General features: G+C 42.6%; 21 protein-coding genes. 11 read left to right on the forward strand and 10 right to left on the reverse strand.

From position 1 onward, the window contains the following. Positions 1 to 284: 284 nt before the first annotated feature. Complete coding sequence (locus B2863_RS06475; protein ID WP_296208396.1) at positions 285 to 2483, reverse strand: malate synthase G; 2199 nt, start codon at positions 2481 to 2483, stop codon at positions 285 to 287. A 550-nt stretch (positions 2484 to 3033) separates the two neighbouring features. Here B2863_RS06475 and B2863_RS06480 point away from each other — a divergent pair. Beyond that, positions 3034 to 3831 (forward strand): tRNA-(ms[2]io[6]A)-hydroxylase, encoded by a 798-nt coding sequence (locus tag B2863_RS06480; RefSeq protein WP_296208398.1) that lies wholly within the window; start codon positions 3034 to 3036, stop codon positions 3829 to 3831. 176 nt (positions 3832 to 4007) lie between these two features. On the opposite strand, the gene B2863_RS06485 is transcribed toward B2863_RS06480, so the two are convergent. From B2863_RS06485 to mtgA, 6 genes are all read right to left on the reverse strand, one after another. Beyond that, positions 4008 to 4208: a hypothetical protein gene (locus B2863_RS06485; RefSeq protein WP_296208400.1), complete on the reverse strand. Its 201-nt coding sequence runs from the start codon at positions 4206 to 4208 to the stop codon at positions 4008 to 4010. A 72-nt stretch (positions 4209 to 4280) separates the two neighbouring features. Continuing rightward, positions 4281 to 4607, reverse strand: a complete 327-nt coding sequence (locus tag B2863_RS06490) for a hypothetical protein (protein ID WP_296208403.1) — start codon at positions 4605 to 4607, stop codon at positions 4281 to 4283. Between the two features lie 66 nt (positions 4608 to 4673). Next, positions 4674 to 4937: a hypothetical protein gene (locus B2863_RS06495; RefSeq protein WP_296208406.1), complete on the reverse strand. Its 264-nt coding sequence runs from the start codon at positions 4935 to 4937 to the stop codon at positions 4674 to 4676. A gap of 63 nt (positions 4938 to 5000) precedes the next feature. Continuing rightward, complete coding sequence (locus tag B2863_RS06500) at positions 5001 to 5171, reverse strand: hypothetical protein (protein ID WP_185156594.1); 171 nt, start codon at positions 5169 to 5171, stop codon at positions 5001 to 5003. 316 nt (positions 5172 to 5487) lie between these two features. After that, on the reverse strand, positions 5488 to 7722 hold the full coding sequence (ppk1, locus tag B2863_RS06505; RefSeq protein ID WP_296208597.1) for a polyphosphate kinase 1: 2235 nt from the start codon (positions 7720 to 7722) through the stop codon (positions 5488 to 5490). 321 nt (positions 7723 to 8043) lie between these two features. Then, positions 8044 to 8733, reverse strand: a complete 690-nt coding sequence (mtgA, locus tag B2863_RS06510) for a monofunctional biosynthetic peptidoglycan transglycosylase (protein ID WP_296208411.1) — start codon at positions 8731 to 8733, stop codon at positions 8044 to 8046. Between the two features lie 297 nt (positions 8734 to 9030). On the opposite strand from mtgA, the gene B2863_RS06515 reads away from it, so the two are divergent. From B2863_RS06515 to B2863_RS06535, 5 genes are all read left to right on the forward strand, one after another. Then, the gene (locus B2863_RS06515; RefSeq protein ID WP_296208413.1) at positions 9031 to 9339 is read left to right on the forward strand and encodes a glutaredoxin family protein; all 309 of its coding nucleotides are present in this window, start codon (positions 9031 to 9033) and stop codon (positions 9337 to 9339) included. 56 nt (positions 9340 to 9395) lie between these two features. Next, complete coding sequence (locus B2863_RS06520; protein ID WP_296208415.1) at positions 9396 to 10595, forward strand: alpha-hydroxy acid oxidase; 1200 nt, start codon at positions 9396 to 9398, stop codon at positions 10593 to 10595. 167 nt (positions 10596 to 10762) lie between these two features. Continuing rightward, positions 10763 to 11848, forward strand: a complete 1086-nt coding sequence (locus tag B2863_RS06525; protein ID WP_296208417.1) for a rhomboid family intramembrane serine protease — start codon at positions 10763 to 10765, stop codon at positions 11846 to 11848. Between the two features lie 147 nt (positions 11849 to 11995). Beyond that, entirely contained in the window at positions 11996 to 12808 is an 813-nt protein-coding gene (locus B2863_RS06530) for a MipA/OmpV family protein (RefSeq protein ID WP_296208419.1), read from the forward strand. Positions 12809 to 12903: 95 nt separating this feature from the next. Then, a complete protein-coding gene (locus B2863_RS06535; RefSeq protein WP_296208422.1) occupies positions 12904 to 13470 on the forward strand; it encodes a hypothetical protein in 567 nt (188 codons plus the stop codon). A 286-nt stretch (positions 13471 to 13756) separates the two neighbouring features. Here B2863_RS06535 and fumC read toward each other — a convergent pair whose 3' ends face one another. Next, positions 13757 to 15160, reverse strand: a complete 1404-nt coding sequence (fumC, locus tag B2863_RS06540) for a class II fumarate hydratase (RefSeq protein ID WP_102092240.1) — start codon at positions 15158 to 15160, stop codon at positions 13757 to 13759. A gap of 212 nt (positions 15161 to 15372) precedes the next feature. Here fumC and B2863_RS06545 point away from each other — a divergent pair, with 212 nt between their 5' ends. From B2863_RS06545 to B2863_RS06555, 3 genes are all read left to right on the forward strand, one after another. After that, the gene (locus tag B2863_RS06545) at positions 15373 to 16098 is read left to right on the forward strand and encodes a 5-formyltetrahydrofolate cyclo-ligase (RefSeq protein WP_296208427.1); all 726 of its coding nucleotides are present in this window, start codon (positions 15373 to 15375) and stop codon (positions 16096 to 16098) included. After that, positions 16098 to 16349 (forward strand): hypothetical protein, encoded by a 252-nt coding sequence (locus tag B2863_RS06550; RefSeq protein WP_296208429.1) that lies wholly within the window; start codon positions 16098 to 16100, stop codon positions 16347 to 16349. Before B2863_RS06545 ends, B2863_RS06550 begins: the two co-directional genes overlap by 1 nt. A gap of 157 nt (positions 16350 to 16506) precedes the next feature. Then, complete coding sequence (locus B2863_RS06555; RefSeq protein ID WP_296208432.1) at positions 16507 to 16923, forward strand: hypothetical protein; 417 nt, start codon at positions 16507 to 16509, stop codon at positions 16921 to 16923. A gap of 119 nt (positions 16924 to 17042) precedes the next feature. On the opposite strand, the gene B2863_RS06560 is transcribed toward B2863_RS06555, so the two are convergent. Next, positions 17043 to 18404, reverse strand: a complete 1362-nt coding sequence (locus B2863_RS06560; RefSeq protein WP_101205176.1) for a Na+/H+ antiporter family protein — start codon at positions 18402 to 18404, stop codon at positions 17043 to 17045. 445 nt (positions 18405 to 18849) lie between these two features. On the opposite strand from B2863_RS06560, the gene lon reads away from it, so the two are divergent. Both lon and B2863_RS06570 read left to right on the forward strand, forming a co-directional pair. Continuing rightward, the gene (lon, locus tag B2863_RS06565) at positions 18850 to 21453 is read left to right on the forward strand and encodes an endopeptidase La (protein ID WP_296208435.1); all 2604 of its coding nucleotides are present in this window, start codon (positions 18850 to 18852) and stop codon (positions 21451 to 21453) included. A gap of 360 nt (positions 21454 to 21813) precedes the next feature. Next, positions 21814 to 22371: a superoxide dismutase family protein gene (locus B2863_RS06570; protein ID WP_057761216.1), complete on the forward strand. Its 558-nt coding sequence runs from the start codon at positions 21814 to 21816 to the stop codon at positions 22369 to 22371. A gap of 224 nt (positions 22372 to 22595) precedes the next feature. Here B2863_RS06570 and B2863_RS06575 read toward each other — a convergent pair. Beyond that, positions 22596 to 24053, reverse strand: a 1458-nt coding sequence (locus B2863_RS06575; protein WP_296208437.1) for a DNA topoisomerase, incomplete at its 5' end; no start/stop codon positions are given.

Consider the following 24053-nt stretch of genomic DNA (forward strand, 5'->3'; position numbering starts at 1 on the left):
AAATAACAGACCCTTCATTTTATTTGAACGATTGTTAAAAAACTTCCGCTTACTCAATTAGATACGAATAATATTGGTTAATATGATTACTAATATTCTTAAATTTTTATAATAAACATCGAATAATAGTCCAAAATAAAGCGCTATTTACTAAAAAATAAATAGCGCTAATTAAGAAGTTAATAATCTATTTGAGCAAATTCATTAGTTACAAATGAGCAAGACTGACTAGCATACTTGCTCATCAAGTATGCTCAAATGCCTGTCATATTTAATCTATTGTTCTAAGCGTTGGCTTTAAGATCCAAACGTGCTTGATGTAACAATGGCTCAGTATAACCACTAGGCTGCTCACGTCCTTTAAAGACTAAATCACAGGCGGCTTTGAATGCATAAGAGCTATCGAAGTTATCTGCCATTGATTGATAGTCATCATCGCCTGCATTTTGCTCATCGACGACCTTGGCCATGCGTTTCATCGTATCCATCACTTGCTGCTCACTAACCACGCCATGATGCAACCAGTTGGCAATATGTTGGCTCGAGATACGCAAAGTAGCACGATCTTCCATGAGACCGACATCGTTGATATCAGGCACCTTGGAGCAACCAACACCTTGATTTACCCAGCGTACGACATAACCCAAGATACCTTGAGCATTGTTTTCAAGCTCCTGCTGCTTTTCTTCGTCAGTCCAATCGGTATTTTTCGCCAATGGGATGGTCAAGATGTCATCCAAGCTAGCACGCTTGCGTGATTTTAGCGTGTCCTGTACATCAGCCACGCTTACTTGATGATAGTGTATGCTATGCAAGGTAGCGCCCGTTGGTGATGGTACCCACGCAGTGCTAGCACCAGACTTAGGATGAGCGGCTTTAGTATCCATCATCTCTTTCATTTCATCAGGCTTGGCCCACATGCCTTTACCAATTTGTGCGCGACCTTGTAGGCCTGTCTCTAGACCGATATCGACGTTCCATTGCTCGTAAGCAGGCTGCCATGCTTGCGACTTCATCTCGCCTTTTGGTACAAATGGACCTGCATTCATGCTGGTATGCATCTCATCACCAGTACGGTCTAAGAAACCTGTGTTAATAAAGATAACGCGCTCTTTGGCTTGGCGGATTGCTTCTTTTAAATTGACCGTCATACGGCGCTCTTCATCCATGATGCCGATTTTGAGCGTATTGCGTTCTAGACCTAACAGATCCTCTGACGCATTAAATAAGTCATTGGCCATTTTAACTTCTTCAGGGCCATGCATCTTTGGCTTCACGATATACATTGAGCCTTGACGCGAGTTTGATAGCTCGTTTTTACCTTTAATATCATTAAGTGATAATAGTGGCGTGATCAAGCCATCCATTAAGCCTTCAAATATCTGCTCTTGACCATCACCTAGATCGACTAAGATGGCAGGGTTCTGCATTAAGTGACCGACGTTACGAATTAATAATAACGAACGACCTGGCAAGATCAGCTTGCCTCCATCTGGTGTGTTATATTCACGATCTGGGTTTTGCTTACGTGTACGGGTTTTGCCACCTTTTTCAAAGGTTTCTTGTAGGTCGCTATTCATTAAGCCAAGCCAGTTACGATAGACTTCGACTTTTTCTTCTGCATCTACCGCAGCGACTGAGTCTTCACAATCCTGAATGGCTGTCATAGCCGACTCAAGTAGTACGTCCTTGATGTTTGCTGGATCATCTTTACCAACTGGATGGTTGCTATCGATTTGAATCTCAGCATGCAAGCCGTTGTTCTTCAACAGCACACCTGTAGGAGCTTCAGCGTCACCGACAAAGCCGACAAACTTAGCCGTATCTTTTAGCTCGGTACTGCTATCACCTTGTACGACTTCTAGCTTGCCATCGACTACTTTAAAGCCAGTCACATCATTGTAAGAACCAGATGCTAGTGTGAAGTGCTCATCTAAGAAGGCTTTAGCGTAAGCGACAACAGCAGCACCGCGAGTAGGATTATAGCTACCGCCCGCTTCTTGTCCATTATCACTGCTGATAACATCGGTACCATACAAAGCATCGTATAAGCTACCCCAACGCGCGTTGGTCGCGTTAAGCGCATAACGAGCATTACGAACTGGTACGACCAGCTGCGGCCCTGCGATGTGCGCGATTTCGTCATCGACGTTTTTGGTATCAACCGTAAACGCTTCGCCTTCAGGTAGCAGATAACCAATTTCTTGCAGGAATGTCTTATAAGCTGGATAGTCGATTTCACCATCTTTTGCAGGATTATCTAAGTGCCATTGGTCAATTTGCGCTTGAATCTTGTCACGAGTTTCCAATAGTGCTTTATTGCGCGGGGTAAACTCTTTAATAACCTTTTCGAAACCTGACCAATAATCGTCTGAATCCACACCGACTTTCGGTAGCACTTCGTTTTCAATAAAGTCATATAACTGCTGATCGATGGCAAGACTGCCTTTTTGAATACGATTGGTGTTAGAAGACTGGCTCATATTGTTATCCTTATCTGTTCGTGAGGGGTACTAATACTGAGTTGTGACAGTAACTGTTTAAGATTTTTTAATCTTGTGAGGTTTAAACGTTCATATCTCATTCATTGTGGAATCTTTGATTCTCTAATTTTTCTACAAAGATATATCTACAATTTTTATGTTCTAATAAAAGGTAATCTATTGATATCAGGTTTGCTCTTTACTAATAGCACATCATAAAAGTAAGACGAAATGCTTAAATAGCAAAATCTCATCCTACTATCAAATAATAAAATTAACAAGGAAACACCATTCACTAAGTAAATACTTAGGCTGTTTAATAATGATAATGTATGAGTGGCTTACTCTAGGAGCTATAATCATCACTTAGAAATTAGATGCAGCAAAACCAATATAAACAGTAAGTAATCATTAATACCTTTAATTATGCTTAACCGTTATCTATTAATAAACACCTATTGATGACTGTCAGTTATTTAGCATCGTATCTAGGTCAGACTAACGATATAATTACTCGTATTACCATTCATAAATAAAGCTTCCTTAGACTATGACTATCAATCAACAAAACATCGCAACATTACAATCAACATTAAATACTATAAATAACGATAGTATCGAGAAAAAATCTGTCGAAGAAAATATCTCTCAAACTGTAAATAATAGTGCTGAAGCAGATCTAATCGAAAAAGAGCTGCCTGAAGAAGATAGCATCGATATTACGCATCTGCGCACTCCTATAAAGGTAGACCTATCTCCTGTTTATAACTTTTTAGGTGCTCGAACCACGCAATCTTGGGTAAATGCTGCGATTGAAAACCTACCTATGATTATTCAAGACCATGCCAACTGCGAAAAAAAGGCCGCTGGTACTGCGATGAATTTGATATTTCGTTATGAGTTCTCTTATGACTTGCAACGTAAACTCGCACAGCTGATACGTGAAGAGATGCTGCACTACGAGCAAGTACTGGGCATCATGAATGAGCACGGTCAAGAGTGGAAATATCTGAGTGCTGGACGCTATGCTAAAGGTATGTTGAAGCACAAACGCACTTACGAGCCAGCAGCGATGGTCGATGTATTGATAATTGGGGCATTTATTGAGGCGCGCTCTTGTGAGCGTTTTGCAGCGTTGGCCGAGGTCATCGATGATGAACGCCTAGCGAAGTATTATCGTTATCTACTCAAGTCAGAGAGTCGTCATTTTGAAGACTATCTTGCACTCGCTCAATCATTATCGGACGAGAATATCGATGAGCGTGTCGCTTTCTTTAAAGAAGTAGAGGCTGAACTAATAAGTAGCCCAGATGCTGAGCTACGCTTTCATAGTGGTACACCTGCTTAAAGTCCACGCCTTACTTAAACCTATCTACCTATATAATGTAGAAAAAAAATGTAGGAAACAAAAAAGGCACTGTGTTTGATACGAGTTATATACTCTTACCAAACACAGTGCCTTTTTATCTATGTACAAATGCCTATTTATGTACAAATACTAATAGCTATTAATGTAGTGAATTCTTACTTTTTATCTTCCATCAATGGACTATCATACTGTTTGTTGCTCTTGGCGACATTATGCGGATCATGGTCTTCCGTAGCCTTTTCTGCTGCAGCTGGATTTGCTTTTTGTAATGAATCATCAGGGACAATACCATTATTATCATCTGCATCTTTTAGTTTATGATCGTTGTTGACGCTTTCGTTATTTGAGTTATTCATTGGTACTCCCTACTATGATAATTACTTGTCCAACCCCAGAAACGCTATATATCTTTCGAGATTTAAACCTATCTAATCTTTTTCATCAGGATTTAAAATACGGGTTTGTGCATTATCAATATTGGCATAACGATTTAAATCATTAATACCCTCACTCTTTGGTGCTGCACTACCGACAGTATCTTCATTGATATTGTCATCAAATGCGGTACTACCTTCTTGATCACGACGATCTGGTTGGCGCGCTGGATTGTCATTATCATTTACGTGTTCTGAGTCGACAACAGATTCATCAAAAGTATCGGTCCCTTTGTTCTCAGTAGTATTTCTTTCAATTGCACTATGATCGTCAGATCCTAGTACCTTCACCTTATCTATTGCTGAGTCTTTGGCTTGCATTATCATATCCTCTTTTTATATTTATAATTTTATCGATTTGGTTAGCCGGCTGTTATATATAGTCTTTTACTCATTACCTTTTTGGCTCAAGTCGTAGGCACTTAGTTCTGCTGCATTCTTGCCACCTGCTGGAAGGTCTTCTTCTTTACGTGGATCAGCATAAACTTCGTCAGTCTCTTGTGAGTCTTGCTCAGGGCCATCGATTTCAGGCTTGTGCTTGCGCCCTGCGTAGCTATCTTTAGGGTTTTCTAATTCGTTAGCAGCAGGGTCATCTACGATTACCTTTTCTTCTGTGTCTGCTTCTGTTGCTACAGGTTCTTGCATAGTCATGGCGTATCCCTCGCTTTATTATTGGTTATTATTAATTATTAATTTGATGTTTGATGTCGTAGATTACTTATCAGTACGTAAATCATCATCGATAAAAGGTGTTTGCTCTTCTTCGCTTAATGATTCAGGAGCGTCAACCTTTTTATTCTCTGCTAAGTTCTTCTCAACTTCCTGACCATTTACCTGTTCTGCAGCTTGCTTGATATCTGAATTGTCATCGTTAGTAGTACTCATGATTTATTTCCTATTCTTATGATTTGATTACATGGTTTTGAAATATTAAATAGATATATGTTTCAAGATTGTACCAACGCTCAAATGAATAACCAATACTTATCAAATAGCGTCAGAATTGATATTAATTATAGGTATGACCTTGGGTAATGCACCAGTGTACTGCCGTATCAATATGTGAATAATTGTGAGGTTGCAAGTCAGTTTGTAACTTTTGCAATTGATAAGCACAAAAAAACCAAGCACCAGTATTTACCAATGCTTGGTTAGATAGATAATTGAATAGCTGATTATTGCCTAAAGGTATCTTTGCAAATCAACTAGACTCTTCAACACGATTAATCGTTTTTAATAAATGCTCTTGTGCGACGTGTGGCTCCTCACCTGCTGCTGGCTGTAACTGCTGCCAAACGCCAGTGCCATCAAGTGTCCACGCTTGCGTATTATCCTGTAAGTAGTTAATTAAGCCATCTTGATAAATCTGCTTAAATAGCTTTTTATTCTCAATCGGGAATGCCACTTCTACGCGATGGAACAGGTTACGATCCATCCAGTCTGCACTACCGCAGTACAAGCGCTCATCGCCATCGTTGTAGAAATAATAAACGCGCGTATGCTCCAAAAACCGACCGATAACAGAACGCACAGTGATGTTTTCAGAGAGTCCTTTTACTTGTGGACGTAGACAACACATAGAACGCAGAATTAATTCAATCTTAACGCCTGCCTGCGAGGCATCATATAATTTATCAATGAGGCGGCGCTCAGTGAGCGCATTGGCTTTGATGATAATATGAGTACGTTTGCCCGCTTTAGCATGAGCGATTTCATCATCGATAAAGCTCATCAATTTCTCATGCAAAGTAAAGGGTGCATGTAGCAGTTTTTTGAGGTTGGCAGGCTTACCCATGCCGGTTAACTCTTGGAATATTTTGTGAACGTCTTCTGAGATATCAGGATCAGCGCTAAACAGACCATAGTCGGTGTAAACCTTGGCATTTGCCGCATGATAGTTACCAGTGCCCAAATGGACATAACGACGGATTCGGTCTTCCTCGCGGCGTACGATGAGCATGAGCTTGGCATGAGTTTTATAACCGACGATACCGTAGACCACGACCGCGCCTGCTTCTTGTAGATAGTTGGCAACTGCAATATTAGATGCTTCATCAAAACGCGCTCGCAGCTCAATAACAGCAGTAACTTCTTTGCCATTACGAGCAGCGGCGGCAAGTGCTTTGACAATTTCTGAATTGGTGCCTGAGCGATATAGCGTTTGTTTAATTGCCAATACTTTAGGATCGCTGGCAGCCTGCCAAAGTAAATTAATAATCGGTGAGAACGCATGAAAAGGATGATGAACCAGCACATCGCTTTTACGCATGGCAGCGAACATACTGGTCGATTTATCTGACTTATCCATTTCTCGGCGAAATGCCTTTGGCACGACATGAGTGAATGGCTGGTAGCGCAGCGCAGGAATATTAAAGTCAAACAGCAAACGCGTTAAGTTGACTGGGCCATTGACACGGTATAGCTGATTGTCATGCAGCTCAAACTCATTGAGCAGATACTCACTGATATGCGTTGGACAATCGGTTGTGACCTCAAGACGTACTTTATCACCGAAGCGGCGGTTTTCGAGCTCGCCTTCTAGTGCTTTGGCAATATCTTCGACATCATCGGCCAAATCTAAATCGGCATTACGTGTCAGCCTAAATTGATGACAACCAGTTACACTCATTCCAGGGAATAGCTCACCGATATGCTCATGAATAATAGCGGATAGCATCACATGATGCTCTTTGCCACCAGTCAGCTCATCTGGCAGGCGTATCACACGTGGCAGACTGCGCGGCGCAGGCACAATCGCTAAGTTAATATCGCGTCCAAAGGCGTCTTTACCTTCCAAGGTAGCGATAAAGTTTAAGCTTTTATTTACAAGACGCGGAAATGGATGTGCCGGATCAATGCTAATCGGTGTCAATACGGGTACGACTTGCTCCGTAAAATAGCGCTTCATCCATGCAGACTGCTCAGCGTTTAGCTCATCACGTTTGAGATAGCGAATATCTTCGAGCGCAAGCGCTGGCAGGATATCTTCATTGAGAATACGATACTGTTCGCTGATTGCAGCATGAGTAATAATAGATATCTCGTTTAACACTTCGCTAGGACGCATGCCATGAGCACTGGTCGACACATCACCGATGTTGAGCTTTTGCATGATGCCAGCGACACGAATCTCAAAAAATTCATCAAGATTGGATGAAAAAATAATCAAGAAAAATAAGCGTTCAAGCAGTGGGTGACGCGAACTAGATGCCTGCGCTAATACTCGCAGATGAAACTGTAGTAAAGACAAGTCACGATTGATATAACTGCTCGGTGAATAGCTGCCATCTGCTGAGCGTTGCCATTCAATTTCTGCTAAATTATTTGGGCTATTATCTACACTAATGTCTTTATCAATATTGTCATTAGCGCCCTCGTTGACCTTATTAACGTCAATCATATCGTTAACATCACCACTGCCCTGATTACTAGTCATCTCTACCACGTCACTACTCCTTTTGCGTTATCGATACGCCATCATCTTTTATCGTTCTGTCTTTATTAGGGTATATCCTAGTTTTATTTGAAATAGCCGAGCCTACAACATTCAATCCTATAATTTAGGGCGTGTCCTCAATTCAAACGAGTGTCCTCTAAATGGGCTAAAAACAGCTAAATTTTGCCAAATATCGTCAAATAGTTGGTCAATATCTCGATATTATCTGCACTATTTTCCTTGTTTGACGGCAATTTATCTCATTTTTATCACCATTTTTAAAATGAGGACACGCCCTAGCCCAACTCTCATGCTTTATGTTTATGAAGCTGCTTGCGGTAATACGGCATTTTTCATGCGTTTTTTGATAATACGTTGCTTGTTACGTAAACGCTTATCGCCTTGATTGTCTTCGTAGTACTTTGGATTGGTAAGCATCGCAATCAGAAGCGCTGACTCATCTCGGTTTAGATTGGCCGCAGACTTATCGAAATAATGATGCGCTGCCGCGTCTATACCATAGATACCATTACCAAACTCCGCCACATTTAGGTAAGCGGTCATAATGCGCTGCTTGTCCCACAAGGTCTCAATCATCACAGTGATGACAGCCTCTTCAGCTTTACGCACATAAGAGCGATGCGAAGTGAGGAACAAGTTCTTTGCCAATTGTTGAGTAATCGTTGAGCCGCCAGCAGACATTTTGCCTGTCTCTTCATTTTTCTTTTGCGCCGCTTTGATACCTTTAAAATCAAAACCACTATGCTGACTAAATGTCGAGTCTTCACTCACAATCGCCGCTTGCTTGGCAGGTTTGGCAATCGCATCATATTCAGCCCATGTCTGAGTGACTGTGCCGCCCGTTAGGCGATGCGTCAACATAAACATACTGTTGTTAATTGGCTGTGTTTTCCAAATTAATAGTAGCCCAACGACCAATATATGGAATGCGACAACCAATAGCATAATTGCCAATAACAGACGTTTGATAAATGTGCCAAAACTTGCCATGCGCGATATCCGAGTGGTTAAAAAAGTAATAAGATAAGGTTGATACTCTATCAATGACTATGAGACATCAACTAAGAATCAGTGATTATAAATGGGCTATGTATAGCCAATCATTAACTGTTGAGCATTAGTCATTAATAACGATCAATAGCAGGTCATCTTACCTAATCTCACAATCGCTGTCATTATTTACCCCACTTCTTTATGATGTAATGACCGTTAAAGTATTTTATGTTTTAGATAAGCGCGTGCTGAGCATCAGCGCTTTGCAATCAGTATGAAGATAAGAGACTAACCATGTACGATGATAATATAGAAGTATTACGAGCGCGTGTTATTGCAGCAAATCCAAGCCTCAACACCGCTGAAAATAACAATCAATGGTGGCTACTGGGCACCTCGGGCTGCCATTTATGTGATATCGCTGAGCAGATAATTACTCAGTTTCAGGCAGTACAACCGATTAGTTACCAATATATCGATATTGCAGACTTTGATGAGGCACTGATGATGAAATTTGCCACAACTATCCCTGTGATTTTGACGCCATCCAAACGATTAAACTATCCGTTTTCGGTGATGGATTTGCAGCAGCTGCTCGCTTAATAGCATTAGACCTATAACAAAGACGCCCAATTACGATGATAAAGTGGTGAGAAATCATGAAAGATTTAAAACCAGTATTAAAGAAAGTAACAGAGATTGAAGACCTACGCCGTGTCGCTAAGCGTAAAGTGCCGCGCATGTTTTATGACTATGTCGATTCAGGCTCATGGACTGAGACCACGTATCGTAGTAATGAAACTGACTTTGACCGTATCAAACTGCGCCAGCGAGTATTGGTCGATATGGACAATCGCAGTCTAGCAACACAAATGATTGGTGAGTCCGTCAATATGCCCGTCGCCATCGCTCCAACTGGGTTCACTGGTATGATGTGGGCAGATGGCGAGATTCATGCCGCACGTGCCGCTGAAAAATTTGGCGTGCCTTTCTCCCTCTCGACCATGAGCATCTGCTCTATCGAAGATATCGCCACTCATACCAGCAAACCGTTTTGGTTTCAGTTGTATGTCATGCGCGATCAAGACTATATGGCCAATTTGATTCAACGGGCAAAAGATGCCAATTGCTCAGCCCTAATATTAACTGCCGACTTGCAGGTCATGGGTCAACGCCATAAAGATATCAAAAACGGTTTGTCTGCACCGCCTAAACCGACGCTTACTAACATCATGAACCTAATGACCAAGCCGCAGTGGTGTATGAATATGCTAGGCACCAAACGTCGTAGCTTTGGCAATATCGTCGGTCATGCCAAAGGCGTTGAAGACTTGTCATCATTGAGCTCATGGACAGAAGAGCAGTTTGATCCACGTTTGAGCTGGGATGATGTGGCGCGTATCAAAGATATGTGGGGCGGCAAGCTGATCATCAAAGGTATCATGGAACCTGAAGATGCCATCATGGCGGCCCGTAGCGGTGCTGATGCACTGGTCGTCTCAAACCATGGAGGCCGTCAATTAGATGGTGCACTGTCTTCTATTTCTGCGCTGTCTGACATCGTACAAGCCGTCCATGCTGAGAATAGCGATATTGAAGTGTGGTTAGATAGTGGCATTCGCTCTGGTCAAGATGTGCTAAAAGCGATATCACTGGGTGCGAAAGGCACGATGATTGGGCGCGCTTTTCTCTATGGATTGGGCGCTTATGGTGAAGATGGCGTACGCCGCGCGCTTGAAATCATCTATAAAGAGTGTGATATCTCAATGGCATTCTGCGGTCATACTGATATCAATAAAGTTACGGATGATATCTTGGTAAAAGGTACTTATGAGAATCTTAAAGTTGGTCATTTTTAGAGCTATCCGTTTTTAAGAACTTTCGATTTCTAAGAGCTTGCTAGTTTTAAAAGCTATCAGCCATAAAGAGTATGAAAACTTGTACCATGATGACCTGCGGATAAATAACATTATCTGACCATACCCTTTATACTATATATACAACATTTTGATGATATCTCGCTTTTATGACCATTCAACAACTATTAAAAATAGCGCCCGTCACTACCCTGCTCTTAGCTAGCTTTATTGGGCTATTTATTATGCAGATATTGACAGGTGTTGATGCCAACAACCCCTCCACTGAGGCACTGCTCAAATGGGGTGCCAATGCCTTACCTTTTACCATGGGTGATGATCCTTGGCGACTGATCAGTAGTGCGTTTTTGCACATTGGTCTGATGCATTTATTGTTTAATGGGTTTGCCATGTATTTCTTTGGGCAGATTGCCGAGCCGATGTTTGGCTCAGCCAAATTTTTGGCGTTATTTTTGTTGGCAGCAATCGGTGGTAACTTACTCAACAGCTATGTCACATGGCAAAGTATATTGGATGGTACGGGACAGCCTGGACTCTCAGCTGGCGCATCAGGTGGTATCATGGGCATTGGTGCGGCATTATTAATCGCTGCACTGTTTAAAATATCGGTCAATGGCATGGTACTCAATCTTCAAAGCCTAATCTTTATTATGGGCATCAACCTCGTCTATGGGTTTGCCGTACCAGGTATTGATAATGCTGGTCATATCGGTGGCGCAATCACGGGACTAGTGATTGCATTGGCTTTTGCGATTGGCTACCGTCAGCGTCTAGCAGTCGCGCTGCAAAATGCAGCGATTCAGCAGCAGCGCACGTTAAATGCTTATCAAACCAACTATTCATATAGTGCTCATGACAGCACACCCTATAATAGTCAGTATAGTGGCCAGTATCATAATCAACTTGATAACCAAAGCCCGTATGACGCTACTTCTATCGAACAATCGCCTCACATTGATGCTAATTCAACCGAGCAAGATGCTGCGTTTGCCAACAATGAAACGAATACGGCAGACATATATACTAACAATAGTGCCGACAGCATTACTGCTAACAATTCACCGTTAAGTAATGAAGCTGTTCATAATAGTATTAAACCCGAAGCACTTAAAAAACCTTCCATTATTTGGCAACTATTACCATGGCTTGCGATGTTACTTATTAGCATTGGCTTCGTCTGGTGGTGGCAAGATATTCATCAGCAATTACTGCAAGTACTAAAAGCCATTGAGTAAATGCTCATACTTATCTATCATTGCTATATAGACTCCAAAAACAGCATACTGACCTATATTACTGATTCATTTTATAGCTTGCCCTTTTAAACACGTTTTGCTTAATCGCACCACTCAGTTATTTATACTCACTTACGAGATCCAATTATGTTAAAACTTGCAGCGCTACCTAATATCTCTACACGTACTATGTTTAGCGCGTTCACCGCTACTGCACTATTTGGTGTGGCTAGCATGTCTAACGCCGCACTTTTTAATGACAACTTGCCGACTGACAAAGATGCTGAGCTCAGCGTTGGGGTCAATGTCATGGCGGTCAAATCAGCCTATGATCTCGAAGACAGTACTGAAGTGCGCGTGCTACCAGGTGCATTTTATGACAATAACAAAGTCTATGTACGCGGTGCGCAAGCTGGTGCGTATCTGATCAACGATGGTGTCAATCAGCTGTCTGCCTATGCCAAGCTTGCAGGTTCTGAGTTTGAACCTGATGATGCCAATGGCGCACTGCAAGGCTTGGATGAGCGTAAATCATCAGCAGAAGCAGGTCTAAGCTATCAGCGTCGTACAGCTATTGGCGGCATCCGCGCGCAAATAGGCGCTGATGTATTAGATCGTAGTGGCGGTAACACGGCTCGCTTGACTTACCTTTCTAGAATTACTAAAGGCAAGCTAACGGTCTATCCAAGTATTGGCTTTGAATATCATGATGCTGACTACAACGAGTACTACTATGGTGTCAGTGAAAAAGAGGCCGCGAAAACGGGCGTTGATGCGTATAAATCTAACTCTAGCTTGAATCCGTATATCAATATTAGTGCCAACTATGACTTTAATGAGCGCTGGGCAGGATTCGCCAATCAAAGCGTGAGCTATGTACCGAATGAGCAGTACGATAGCCCAATGGTCGACTCACGTACTGAAGCAGCGACGACGCTTGGTTTGCTTTATAAGTTTTAATTGAGATTAGATGTTTGATATGAAAAAGGCCGACCATTTTGCTTGGCTTTTTACAACTAATCAAATTGTGGATAATCAATTAGGAAAAGTAAAGTATGAGCGACTGGGATTTTTTATACGATATGCATCAAGAGGGTTATAGCCCCGACCAGATAAGAGATGCTGCTACTTGTGGATATAATCCATACGAATATAGATCATATGAATTTGACATAGACGAACTAGGTTATTCTTCTGATGATTGGAAGAAAATAGATGAATCTGTCTTCGAACCTTCAGAAATTGACCCTGAGCTAATTGTTATTTTTAATAATTTAGTCGATAACGCAGCCTCTTTCTTTAGATTAACGAATCGTTATTTACAAATTTGGGGAGAACTCGGAGAGCTATATGCTGAAATTGAATATGGTATTAAGCGACATAAGAAACATGCACAAGGTTCTGATGGGAAGATTGGTAACGACTTTATTGAAGTAAAAACTATCTCTCCTGAAAAAAGCAATAATGAAGTTAGAGTTAAACGTGCTGGTCATTTCAATAAACTTTTAATAATAAAGATATCTGAAGATTTTACTTTCGAAGGGCAACTTATTGCTCGAAAAAAAATCTCTAAAGGCGAAGGAAAGCATGCCAAAGTATTATGGTCACCTCGTACTGATTGAAGCTAATATTCTCTATACCTGAAGAATGTACTGTAAGTACAATAGTTTTAAATTATTATTTAAATAGTACTCTATTATAATTTCTTAGAAAAAGTAGTCTAACTCCATAATGAAAAAGACCTTGCCACATTCTCTTATAACTCTTATAAGAAGTGACAAGGTCTTTTTATTTCTAAATTCTCAGTGGAACAAATATGATGCTGCTACTAGAAAGACGAGGGCAAATTGTACTTATCATACATTAAGCAAGTCTGACACCGTAGCAGGTCGTTATTTTGTCTACTGCTTACTTAGGATGTACCATATCAGCAGGAATGACCCACTCATCAAACTGCGCTTCAGTTAGTAGCTCTAACTCAACCGCCACTTGCTTTAAAGTTTTGTTTTCTTTATAAGCCGTCTTAGCGATTTTTGCAGCGTTTTCATAACCAACATGACGGTTCAATGACGTTACTAGCATCAATGAGTTATGCAAGAAGTCATCAATTTTGTCTTTTACTGGCTCGATACCAACGGCACAGTTTTCGTTGAAGCTGTTGCAAGCGTCGCCAAGCAGTTTGATAGACTGTAACAAGTTAAACGCGATAACTGGTTTATACACGTTTAGCTCAAAGTTACCTGATGCGCCAGCCATGCTGATGGTTGTGTCGTTACCCATGACCTGAGCGACAACCATGGTCATTGCTTCTGACTGAGTTGGGTTTACTTTGCCTGGCATAATAGAAGAGCCTGGCTCATTTTCAGGAATCGTCAACTCGCCAAGACCACAACGAGGGCCAGATGCCAACCAACGTACGTCGTTAGCGATTTTGTTTAGGCTACCTGCTAGTGTTTTTAGTGCGCCTGAAGCGAATACTTCTGCATCACGAGCGGCTAGTGCTTCAAATTTGTTTGGTGACGTAACGAATGGCAAGCCAGTCAAAGTCGCTAGTTGCTCAGCTGATTTTACGGCATAATCAGGATGGGCGTTTAGACCAGTACCAACCGCAGTACCACCTAGTGGCAATTCATATAGACCTTGTAGCGCGTTGTCGATACGAGTCAATGAATGGTCAAGTTGGCTTACATAGCCGCTGAACTCTTGGCCTAAGGTCAAAGGCGTGGCGTCTTGCAAATGTGTACGACCGATTTTTACAATGCTATCGAATTCTTTGGCTTTTGCCGCTAGCGTATCGCGTAGTGCTTTTACCGCTGGAATCAACAAGCTGTTGATTTGACGAGCAGCTGCCACACGAATCGCCGTTGGGAAGCTGTCGTTGGTAGACTGTGCATGATTCACATGGTCATTTGGGTGAATTGGCGTATAGCTGCCACGCTCAGAACCAGCAATTTCGTTAGCACGGTTGGCCAATACTTCGTTCATGTTCATGTTTGACTGGGTGCCAGAACCTGTCTGCCATACAACCAATGGGAACTGATCGACCAGACCACCATTGATGATTTCGTCAGCGGCTTGTACGATGAGATCACGCTTGTCGCCTTCGATACGCTCTAAGCTTGCATTGGTAATCGCAGCGGCTTTTTTGACCAGTGCCATCGCTTCAATCATTGGACGCGGCAAAGTCTCGCCACCGATTTTGAAGTTTTCGCGGCTACGCTGAGTTTGCGCACCCCAATAAGCGTCAGCTGGGACTTCTACGTTGCCCATGGTGTCTTTTTCGGTACGAGTTGCCTGATTCTGTGTCGACATAACTACCCTCTTTACTGGTTTGTTGTTAAATAACTGAACGATAAAAAGTGCAACAACTGCTGCACATAAACGGAAATACGATGTAAAGTGGCGTTATGATAGCATGACTAGGACGTGTTGAATATTCACAAATAGCCTTGAGCGATGCCTAAGAACGAATGTCTAAAAACGTCTGTCACCACCAATCTGATACTTCATTGGATAAGATATCTATGCACTCTAAAATTATGCACTCTGAAACCATGCACCCCAAACCAATACGGCCTGAGCATAATAGGCTTGATTCAAATAATGGTGACTCAAAAAATACTGAAACATCTGAATCTGTCATTAGCAATCCGCCTAGACTACACTTTACTCGCCAACGCCGTCAGTTGAGCGATGGAGAACGTAGACAACTTGCTCAGTCTGCAAGCTTGCATCTATCTAAGCTACAGCAGCGATTGCCCACACATGCGCGCATTGGACTATATTACGATGGCTTTGGTGAGCTACCTACCCAGCCACTATTGGATTGGTGTCAACGCTTAGGCTATTTTCCTTATTTGCCAGTTGTTGGTTCACTTGGTCGTACTAGCAATGGCAATGATGATAAACACCTGCGCTTTGTACCTGTTTATCACTCAAAATTACTCAACATACCGACGCGTATCCATCGGTTAGGTATGAAGCAAAACCATCATCGCCGTCTACTTTGGGCGCGCGAATTGGATGTCATTATCTGCCCACTGGTGGCGGTCGACATAAACGGCAACCGTATGGGCATGGGTGGCGGGTTTTATGATACAACGCTTGGAAAAATCTATCGGTCAGGGGCCAAGAAACCATTAAAAATTGGCTGGTGTTATGATTTCCAAGTAGTAGAACAATTACAACGGCAGCCTTGGGATGTGCCATTAGATGGCTTAATTACGCCAAGCGGCATAAGGTGGTTTTGATGAAAGATGATAAGCAAGCGATGGATGCTAACTCTAGCGCTGCTGATTCCATTGCAGACAGTGTGGATGAATATTTGCAAACATTAGGCAACGAGGACGCTAGAGAGCAACGCTACTACAGTCAAGAACAGCCCTTTAGTGCTGATGAGATGACACGGCTCGTCAATGAAGAACGCTTAAATGAACTGCTAGCGCAAAGCGATGCGTTTTTGAGTACTTTGAATGGTGAGATAAAAGATTTTGATGAATAACACATATATAACTGATAGAGCACAATTTGAAGAAACGCGGTTATAGAGTGGTTTGATTTGATCGACGCTTGCTTTTTATTGCCAAACTATTGTTTCTACATGGCCTATAAATTATACTTATCGCAAATAATTATCATTACATTATAGGTCGTTGATCGTGGACAAAGTAAAAAAAGAGTTTATGTCGCCCGCTTCGCTACAAGTTTGTTTTTATCTGTTCGTGCTATTACTCTTGGCCACGCCTGCGGCTTATATTTATGATTACAACGGCTTTGATTTCGTTGAACTAAGAACCTTTTTGCTAGCGCTTGCAGCATTTTATACCTTCGCGCTTAGCACCCATATTGAAATACGTCATATAAAGCCCTTTAGCAGCACATCTTTTCTACGTTTTTTGGTTCCTATATCTCAATGCTTTTCTTTTATTCTGCTGTCTTTGTTTGCGTTGGCTATTGTTGAATACATCAATGGTGATTTGAGACTAGATCGTGTTTATGACCCCTTCATTACGCTGTTTTTCGTATACCTGTTGCGCAAAAATATAGAAAGTATAAAGCAAGATATCGGTACTTAAGATAACCGTCTAATTTAATTATTCTAACAGTCCTATAACTAATGCAAAAAAAAGACGCTTACCGATAAGCGTCTTTTTTGTTGGGTACTTGGATTGATTTAAAGGGCTGACCAAATCACCTACAACACCATCGCTGCAATCCAACCAAATGCCAGTAGCGGAATATTGTAATGCAAAAATGTTGGTATCACACTGTCTTTGATATGGTCATGTTGACCGTCGATGTTTAGACCAGAGGTTGGCCCCAATGTCGAATCTGACGCAGGCGAACCCGCATCTCCAAGTGCGCCAGCCGTACCGATAATCGCCACAGTAGCCAACGGCGAGAACCCTAATGAAATACACAGCGGCACATAAATCGCAGCCAAAATAGGAATGGTCGAAAATGACGAACCAATACCCATGGTCACAATCAAACCGATTAGTAGCATAATAAATGCCGCCATCGCTTTATTACCAGCGAACAGTGACGCTGCCCCATCGACCAATGGCTGAATCTGCTCAGTCGCTTTCATTACTTCAGCGAAGCCCTGCGCGGTAATCATAATAAAGCCAATCATCGCCATCAGCTTGATACCGTCATTAAAGACGCCATCAGCATCACGCCACTTCACCACGCCGGTCGCCATAAACACACCGAAGCCAAACATTGAGCCAAGTAGTAGCGAGTCGGTGTATAACTGCACCACAAAAGCAGTCACGATAGCAGCCAGTGCAACCAGTGTCTTTAGCTTGCTTTGCGACTGTGCACCAGCGGCAGTTTTGCTTAAGGCATCGCCTTCTACTACGGCATCATGCGCTTGCTGATCTATCGCAATCTGCTGATATGCGCGTGGCTTACGGTAGCTGATAAATACAGCAACCAGTAAACCAATTAGCATACCCAATGCAGGAATCGCCATGGCTTGCACCACAGAAATATTAGCAACATCAATGCCCGCTTCACCCACGTTTTTTAGCATAATCTGATTGAGATAGATATCACCAAAGCCATAAGGAATAAACATATAGGTGGTGACCAGTCCAAACGTAATCAGACAAGCAATCAGGCGTCTATCAATCTGCATGCGATTGAATGCTAGTAGTAATGGCGGTACCAGTAGCGGAATAAAGGCAATATGAATAGGGATTAAGTTTTGGCTAAAGCAGCTCATGGTAATGAGGCCTGCAAACAGCATGTACTTAATCATGCCACTCGTACCAGCAGCATCAATACGCTTGATGACCGCGCCTGCCAATGACTGCGGCAAACCTGAATGAGCAATCGCTACCGCAAACGCCCCAAGCAGTGCATACGACAGCGCAATCTCTGCGCCATTACGGATGCCTTCTTGAAAAGCATTAAGCGTATCAGTAATACCAAGCCCTGCCAGCAGTCCACCTGCCAGCGCGCCGATTAATAAACTGAGCACCACGTGCACTCGCGAAAGTGACAGTCCTAGCATAATAATAACTGCTAGCAATACTGCATTGATGGCCATGTGTTGCCCCTTGTTCTTTATACTTTGGTCTTAATGAGACCTATGAATATTGAAACTAATGAATATCGCCCTGTTGTCTAAAACGTCTCAATATGAGAGCCTGTTTTAGACGCGCGCCAGTTTACCTTATTTTGGGTATAAAGCCTACGCATAGAACCGATTAGGCATCAATACAGACAGCCAAATGCTACCTATACATTCAAACCTTCTTCTCTAATTTCTGACTGTCTTTATCATTTATAGACCAGTCATAGACCATTCATACTCCTGACGACATATCATTACCGACGTTAATGCCGTCGTTTACTGGGCGCTCAGACAACTATTTAACAAAGATAAGCAGACGACTTCACCAATCAGCCTTGCAATTTTTTTCGTGAGCACCATTTATCTAAACATGAACCACGAACTTGACTTTACAAGTCTGGGGAACGAGGAAAAACATATGAGTGAACATAATATTGATAAAGACAACATCGACATCGATGTATCATCTGCCCTGAACACTGACACGACGTCTGATGTAAATACTAACACTGACGCTAATATCAGTGCTGACGCGAATAATGAGACAGAAAGCTCATCTACGGATGCGTCAAATGCCTCATCCAACGCTGTCAAAGACAATGAAGATGAAAGCTATCTGCCACTGCTAGCATTACGAGACGTCGTCGTCTATCCACACATGCAGATTGCATTGTTTGTGGGACGTGCGCCATCGGTGAAAGCGGTTGAGCTGGCACAAGCTGAGTATGGCAACAAAGTACTGGTAGTCGCGCAAAAAGACTCACTGACCGAAGATATTGATCAAGGTAACTTGTATCAGTACGGTACAGTGTGTCGCATCGTCAGCACCATGCCACATGACAGCGACGAGAACTGCATTAAAGTATTGATCGAAGGTCAATACCGCGCTCGTGTTGATAATATAGAAGGCCATGACGATTTATTGATGGCAAGATTTGAACGTGCCGACCTTGATGTCAGCATGGATGAAAGCCAACAGAAAAATACGATTCAAGCATTAACTACATTATTCGAAAGCTATGCAGATGCGCGACTTCGCAATGCACGTGAGCTGACTCGTGTGGCCAAACGTATTGACGACTTGCTTGAGTTGGTTTATTTCATCTCAACTCGTGTGTCGATGGACCTTGATATCAAACAGTCTTTCCTAGAAGAAGACGATATCAAAACGCATATCAATACTTTGACTGAATATCTGGTCAAGCAAAGTGCTGAGCAAAACATCGAGCAGGATATCCAAGATGCTGTCCGTCAGCAAATGGAAGACAATCAGCGCGAATACTTCTTAAATGAAAAGATGAAAGCCATCAAAAATGAGCTGTCAGATATGAATGACGGCGCGTTCGATGGTGAAGATGATGTGGCTGAGCTAGAGCAGCGTTTAGAAGATGCTGACTTGCCAGAAGACGTGCGCAAAAAAGCTGAGCAAGAGTTTAAAAAGCTCAAAATGATGCCACCTGCATCAAGCGAATCATCAGTGGTACGCAACTATATCGAATGGATCTTGGACACGCCGTGGAATGCGACGACTAAAGTATCTATCAATTTAGACAAAGCGAAGACGGTATTAGACGAAGACCATTACGGTCTACAAGATGTAAAAGACCGTATCTTAGAATATCTCGCTGTGCAATCACGGGTGAAGAAACTTCGTGGTCCGATTCTATGTCTCGTCGGTCCTCCAGGTGTCGGTAAAACCTCGTTGGGTGAATCAATTGCCCGTGCCACTGGTCGTAAGTTTGTGCGTATGGCACTTGGTGGCGTACGTGATGAAGCAGAAATTCGTGGTCATCGCCGTACTTATATCGGTGCAATGCCAGGTAAAATCGTTCAGTCATTGGCAAAAGTAGAAGTCAAAAACCCGCTGTTCTTATTGGATGAAATCGATAAGATGGCGCAAGACTTCCGCGGTGATCCAGCATCAGCATTGCTTGAAGTATTGGATCCATCACAGAACGATACATTTAACGACCATTATCTAGATATGGACTTAGATTTATCACAAGTGATGTTTATCTGTACTGCCAACAGCATGGATATTCCGCCTGCACTGCTTGACCGTATGGAAGTCATTCGTCTGCCAGGTTATACCGAAGAAGAAAAGGTCAATATCGCACAGAAATACCTAGTACCAAAAGCGATTAAGCAAAATGGTCTCAAAGAAGGTGAAATTGAGATTGTTGAAGCAGCATTGCATAGCATCGTGCGTAGCTATACGCGTGAAGCAGGTGTGCGTAACCTTGAGCGTGAAGTAAATAAAATCTGCCGTAAAGTGGTTCGCGGTTCGGTTGAAACTCATGGTGCTCGCGCTCCGAAAAAAGCAGAACGTCAGCTAGTGACGGTCGATGACAAGAACATCGATGACTATCTAGGTGTGCATCAGTATGACTATGGTCTGGCTGAAGAAGAGCCTGAGATTGGTCGTATTACTGGTCTTGCATGGACTCAGGTCGGCGGTGAGCTATTGACCATCGAAGCGGTCGGTATGAAAGGTAAAGGCGAGCTTAGCTTTACCGGTTCACTCGGCGATGTGATGAAAGAGTCGATTCGCGCGGCTATGAGTGTGGTTCGTGCTCGCGGTGATAGCTTAGGCATTGATTACGAGACGTTTAAAACAACAGACGTCCATGTGCATATGCCAGAAGGCGCCACGCCAAAAGACGGCCCATCTGCTGGTGGTGCACTGACGACAGCGCTAGTCTCTGCATTGACAGGTATCGCTATCCGTCCAGATATTGCGATGACAGGTGAGATTACCTTACGCGGTAAGATATTACGCATCGGCGGCCTTAAAGAGAAATTGCTGGCGGCACATCGCGGCGGTATCAAGCACGTCTTAATCCCAGCGACTAATGAGCGTGATCTGGCTGATATCCCTGATAACGTGAAAGAAGGCCTAACCATTCAGCCAGTTGCTACGATTGAAGAAATCTTAAAGGTTGCTTTGGTGAGTATGCCAACACCAATCAAACCTGCCAAAGTGACCGTTGATAAAACCTCTGGTAAAGCACTGCATAATTAATTGAACCTTTATTAAACTCGTCCTATAGATTAGGAAGCCGCTTATCACAATGATGGGCGGCTTTTTTTATGCCTGTTTATTGTTTATTTGCTTGCAGTTCGTAGCCTTCTTAATAGGGTTCTCACACATTTAAAGCCATTTAATTTCAAAATTATTTATGCTACTTCGTTTTTCAAACCCATACGATACTTACATTTATTAACTGATTGTTGCGCATTTGATGAATAACTATAGAGTTAGCTTGGCTATACTGACTCCGATGTTAACGAATATTGACACCGATTTTATAGAACAATAACGATAGATATTCGTGGCTTTAATGAAGATTAAAAATAACAACTCAAACAATTGGAGATAATAATGAATAAGACATTACTTGCAAGTACCCTATTATGCGGTTCAGCGTTAGCAATGACTGGTTGCCAAACGGTAGAAAGCCAAATGCAAACAGGTAATCCTTTAGCACAGCCAACGCTAAAATCAACCATACAAACAGTAGATGGTAAGAAGAAAGAAGTCGGTCAAGTTTTCTTACGTCCAGTTGATGGCGGCGTCCAAGTTTACGGTAAACTCACTAACTTACAGCCAGGTAGAACTGTCTCATTACATATCCACGAAACAGGCAGCTGTGACGTCATGGGTAAAGCAGCAGGCGGTCATTTCAACCCAGACAACAAGCCACACTCTAATCCAGATGACATGAATGGTCATGCTGGTGACTTGCCAAACTTAACTGCTAATGAAGATGGTGTTGCTACTATTAACTATGTGAATAAGAAAATCGCAGCGACTGAAGCAGGTAAATACAGCGTAAATCGTTTGGCCTTTATCGTACATGCTGGCGTTGACGACTATACCAGTCAGCCTTCAGGTAATGCAGGCGATCGTATTGGTTGCGGTATCATCGTAAAAAACTAATACTGTCCAAACCTATAGACTTAAGCTAGGTTTGCAAACGTAGAAATGGCTTAAAAGAAATCTTATAAGCACAAAAAAACCCTCTTAAACTATAAGAGGGTTTTTTATTGGAAGTAACTATTAGGTTTGTTTAAGCTAATACAAGAAAGACCAATGCAAATCGTACCTGTAGTACATTGAATGAGTCTGACGCTATAAAAGCACTATATTGGATTTCACAATAGTTACTCTTCTACCCATTCACCTTTACGCCAGTACACACCCCAACGTGTGGCCTTGCCGTTTTTTTCAGAGCCGATATACTGCTCTTTTTTCTTACGTGACCAGCGCAAGATGGTTGGGTTACCTTCAGGATCTTCATCTGGTCCTGCAAACAGATACTGGAACTTATCTTCCATTTTATCTTTAATTTCTCGTAGCTCAGCCAGCTTTGGCGGACGTGTCTCGCGCACTTTTGGGAACTTAGACGCTGCTAAGAACATCCCAGCCGCCCCTTCACGCAAAATGAAATAATCATCGTGCTTGGTCGACTTTAGCTCTGGCAGATGGATTGGATCCATACGTGGCGGCGCTGCTTCACCGGTTTTTAGTACCTTGCGTGTGTTATCACAGTTTTGACAAGCAAAGTACGGACCAAAGCGTCCTGTTTTAAGCTCCATCTGTCCATCACATTTATTACAATCAATGGTTGGTGCATCTGAACCAGGTACTTCAAATTTACCTTCTTCTAGAATATAACCATCGCAATCAGGGTTGTTACCGCAAATGTGTAGTTTGAGACCACCATCTACGATGTAACCATTCATCGCCGTGCCACATTTCGGACAGCGTTTTTTCTCCATCAAATCTTTAACTTCTGCCGCTTCGTCATCACCTTCCGCATCATCTAGATTGGCGAATGCTTCGACTGGCATTAGATTTTTGGTGCCTTTACAGCGCTCTTTTGGCGGTAGATTATAGCCAGTACAGCCTAAGAATACGCCTGTTGACCCTGTGCGCAACTGCATCGGACGATCACAGATATCACAATGGACATCTGGCATGTCAGTCGGATCGTTTGGACGCATGCCGTCTTTTTCTTTGGCACGCTCTAGAGTCGTTTTGAACTCGCCATAGAAATTATCAAGCACGTCTTTCCAGTCTTGATCACCCTCTGCCACATGATCGAGCTTGTCTTCGAGCGCGGCAGTAAAGGTATAATCCATTAAGTCTGGGAAGCTAGCTGTCAATCGATCAGTAACGATATCACCCATTTTTTCGGCAAATAGACGCTTATTCTCAAGCTTCACATAGCCGCGATCTTGAATGGTTGAGATAATTGAAGCATACGTCGATGGACGACCAATGCCTTTCTTCTCAAGCTCTTTTACTAGACTGGCTTCAGTATAGCGAGGCGCAGGCTTAGTGAAGTGCTGACTTGGATCTAGCTTATCTAGATTTAGCTTATCGCCTTTTTTGACATCAGGCAGTAAGGTATCGTCAGTCTTAGCTGGTGGCATCACTCTCGTGTAACCATCAAATACCATGGTACGGCCACGGGCTTTTAACTCGATATCGTCTGCGCCGACAAACAGGTTCACTGACAGATATTTGGCAGGTAACATCTGGCACGCCACAAATTGACGCCAGATTAGCTCGTATAGACGTATCGCATCACGCTCAACACCTTTGAGCTGTGTTGA

The organism is Psychrobacter sp. UBA3480 (assembly GCF_002377945.1).
Classification (GTDB): domain Bacteria; phylum Pseudomonadota; class Gammaproteobacteria; order Pseudomonadales; family Moraxellaceae; genus Psychrobacter.

What these genes read in the sequence shown, in the direction of transcription:
- B2863_RS06545 (WP_296208427.1), top strand. Translation starts at nt 15,373, where the DNA reads ATGCACTCTAAAATTATGCACTCTGAAACCATGCACCCCAAACCAATA.
- B2863_RS06515 (WP_296208413.1), top strand. Translation starts at nt 9,031, where the DNA reads ATGTACGATGATAATATAGAAGTATTACGAGCGCGTGTTATTGCAGCA.
- B2863_RS06500 (WP_185156594.1), bottom strand. Translation starts at nt 5,171, where the DNA reads ATGAGTACTACTAACGATGACAATTCAGATATCAAGCAAGCTGCAGAA.
- B2863_RS06550 (WP_296208429.1), top strand. Translation starts at nt 16,098, where the DNA reads ATGAAAGATGATAAGCAAGCGATGGATGCTAACTCTAGCGCTGCTGAT.
- B2863_RS06520 (WP_296208415.1), top strand. Translation starts at nt 9,396, where the DNA reads ATGAAAGATTTAAAACCAGTATTAAAGAAAGTAACAGAGATTGAAGAC.
- B2863_RS06525 (WP_296208417.1), top strand. Translation starts at nt 10,763, where the DNA reads ATGACCATTCAACAACTATTAAAAATAGCGCCCGTCACTACCCTGCTC.
- B2863_RS06480 (WP_296208398.1), top strand. Translation starts at nt 3,034, where the DNA reads ATGACTATCAATCAACAAAACATCGCAACATTACAATCAACATTAAAT.
- B2863_RS06535 (WP_296208422.1), top strand. Translation starts at nt 12,904, where the DNA reads ATGAGCGACTGGGATTTTTTATACGATATGCATCAAGAGGGTTATAGC.
- lon (WP_296208435.1), top strand. Translation starts at nt 18,850, where the DNA reads ATGAGTGAACATAATATTGATAAAGACAACATCGACATCGATGTATCA.
- fumC (WP_102092240.1), bottom strand. Translation starts at nt 15,160, where the DNA reads ATGTCGACACAGAATCAGGCAACTCGTACCGAAAAAGACACCATGGGC.
- B2863_RS06530 (WP_296208419.1), top strand. Translation starts at nt 11,996, where the DNA reads ATGTTAAAACTTGCAGCGCTACCTAATATCTCTACACGTACTATGTTT.
- B2863_RS06490 (WP_296208403.1), bottom strand. Translation starts at nt 4,607, where the DNA reads ATGCAAGCCAAAGACTCAGCAATAGATAAGGTGAAGGTACTAGGATCT.
- B2863_RS06495 (WP_296208406.1), bottom strand. Translation starts at nt 4,937, where the DNA reads ATGACTATGCAAGAACCTGTAGCAACAGAAGCAGACACAGAAGAAAAG.
- mtgA (WP_296208411.1), bottom strand. Translation starts at nt 8,733, where the DNA reads ATGGCAAGTTTTGGCACATTTATCAAACGTCTGTTATTGGCAATTATG.
- B2863_RS06475 (WP_296208396.1), bottom strand. Translation starts at nt 2,483, where the DNA reads ATGAGCCAGTCTTCTAACACCAATCGTATTCAAAAAGGCAGTCTTGCC.
- B2863_RS06560 (WP_101205176.1), bottom strand. Translation starts at nt 18,404, where the DNA reads ATGGCCATCAATGCAGTATTGCTAGCAGTTATTATTATGCTAGGACTG.
- ppk1 (WP_296208597.1), bottom strand. Translation starts at nt 7,722, where the DNA reads ATGACTAGTAATCAGGGCAGTGGTGATGTTAACGATATGATTGACGTT.
- B2863_RS06485 (WP_296208400.1), bottom strand. Translation starts at nt 4,208, where the DNA reads ATGAATAACTCAAATAACGAAAGCGTCAACAACGATCATAAACTAAAA.
- B2863_RS06570 (WP_057761216.1), top strand. Translation starts at nt 21,814, where the DNA reads ATGAATAAGACATTACTTGCAAGTACCCTATTATGCGGTTCAGCGTTA.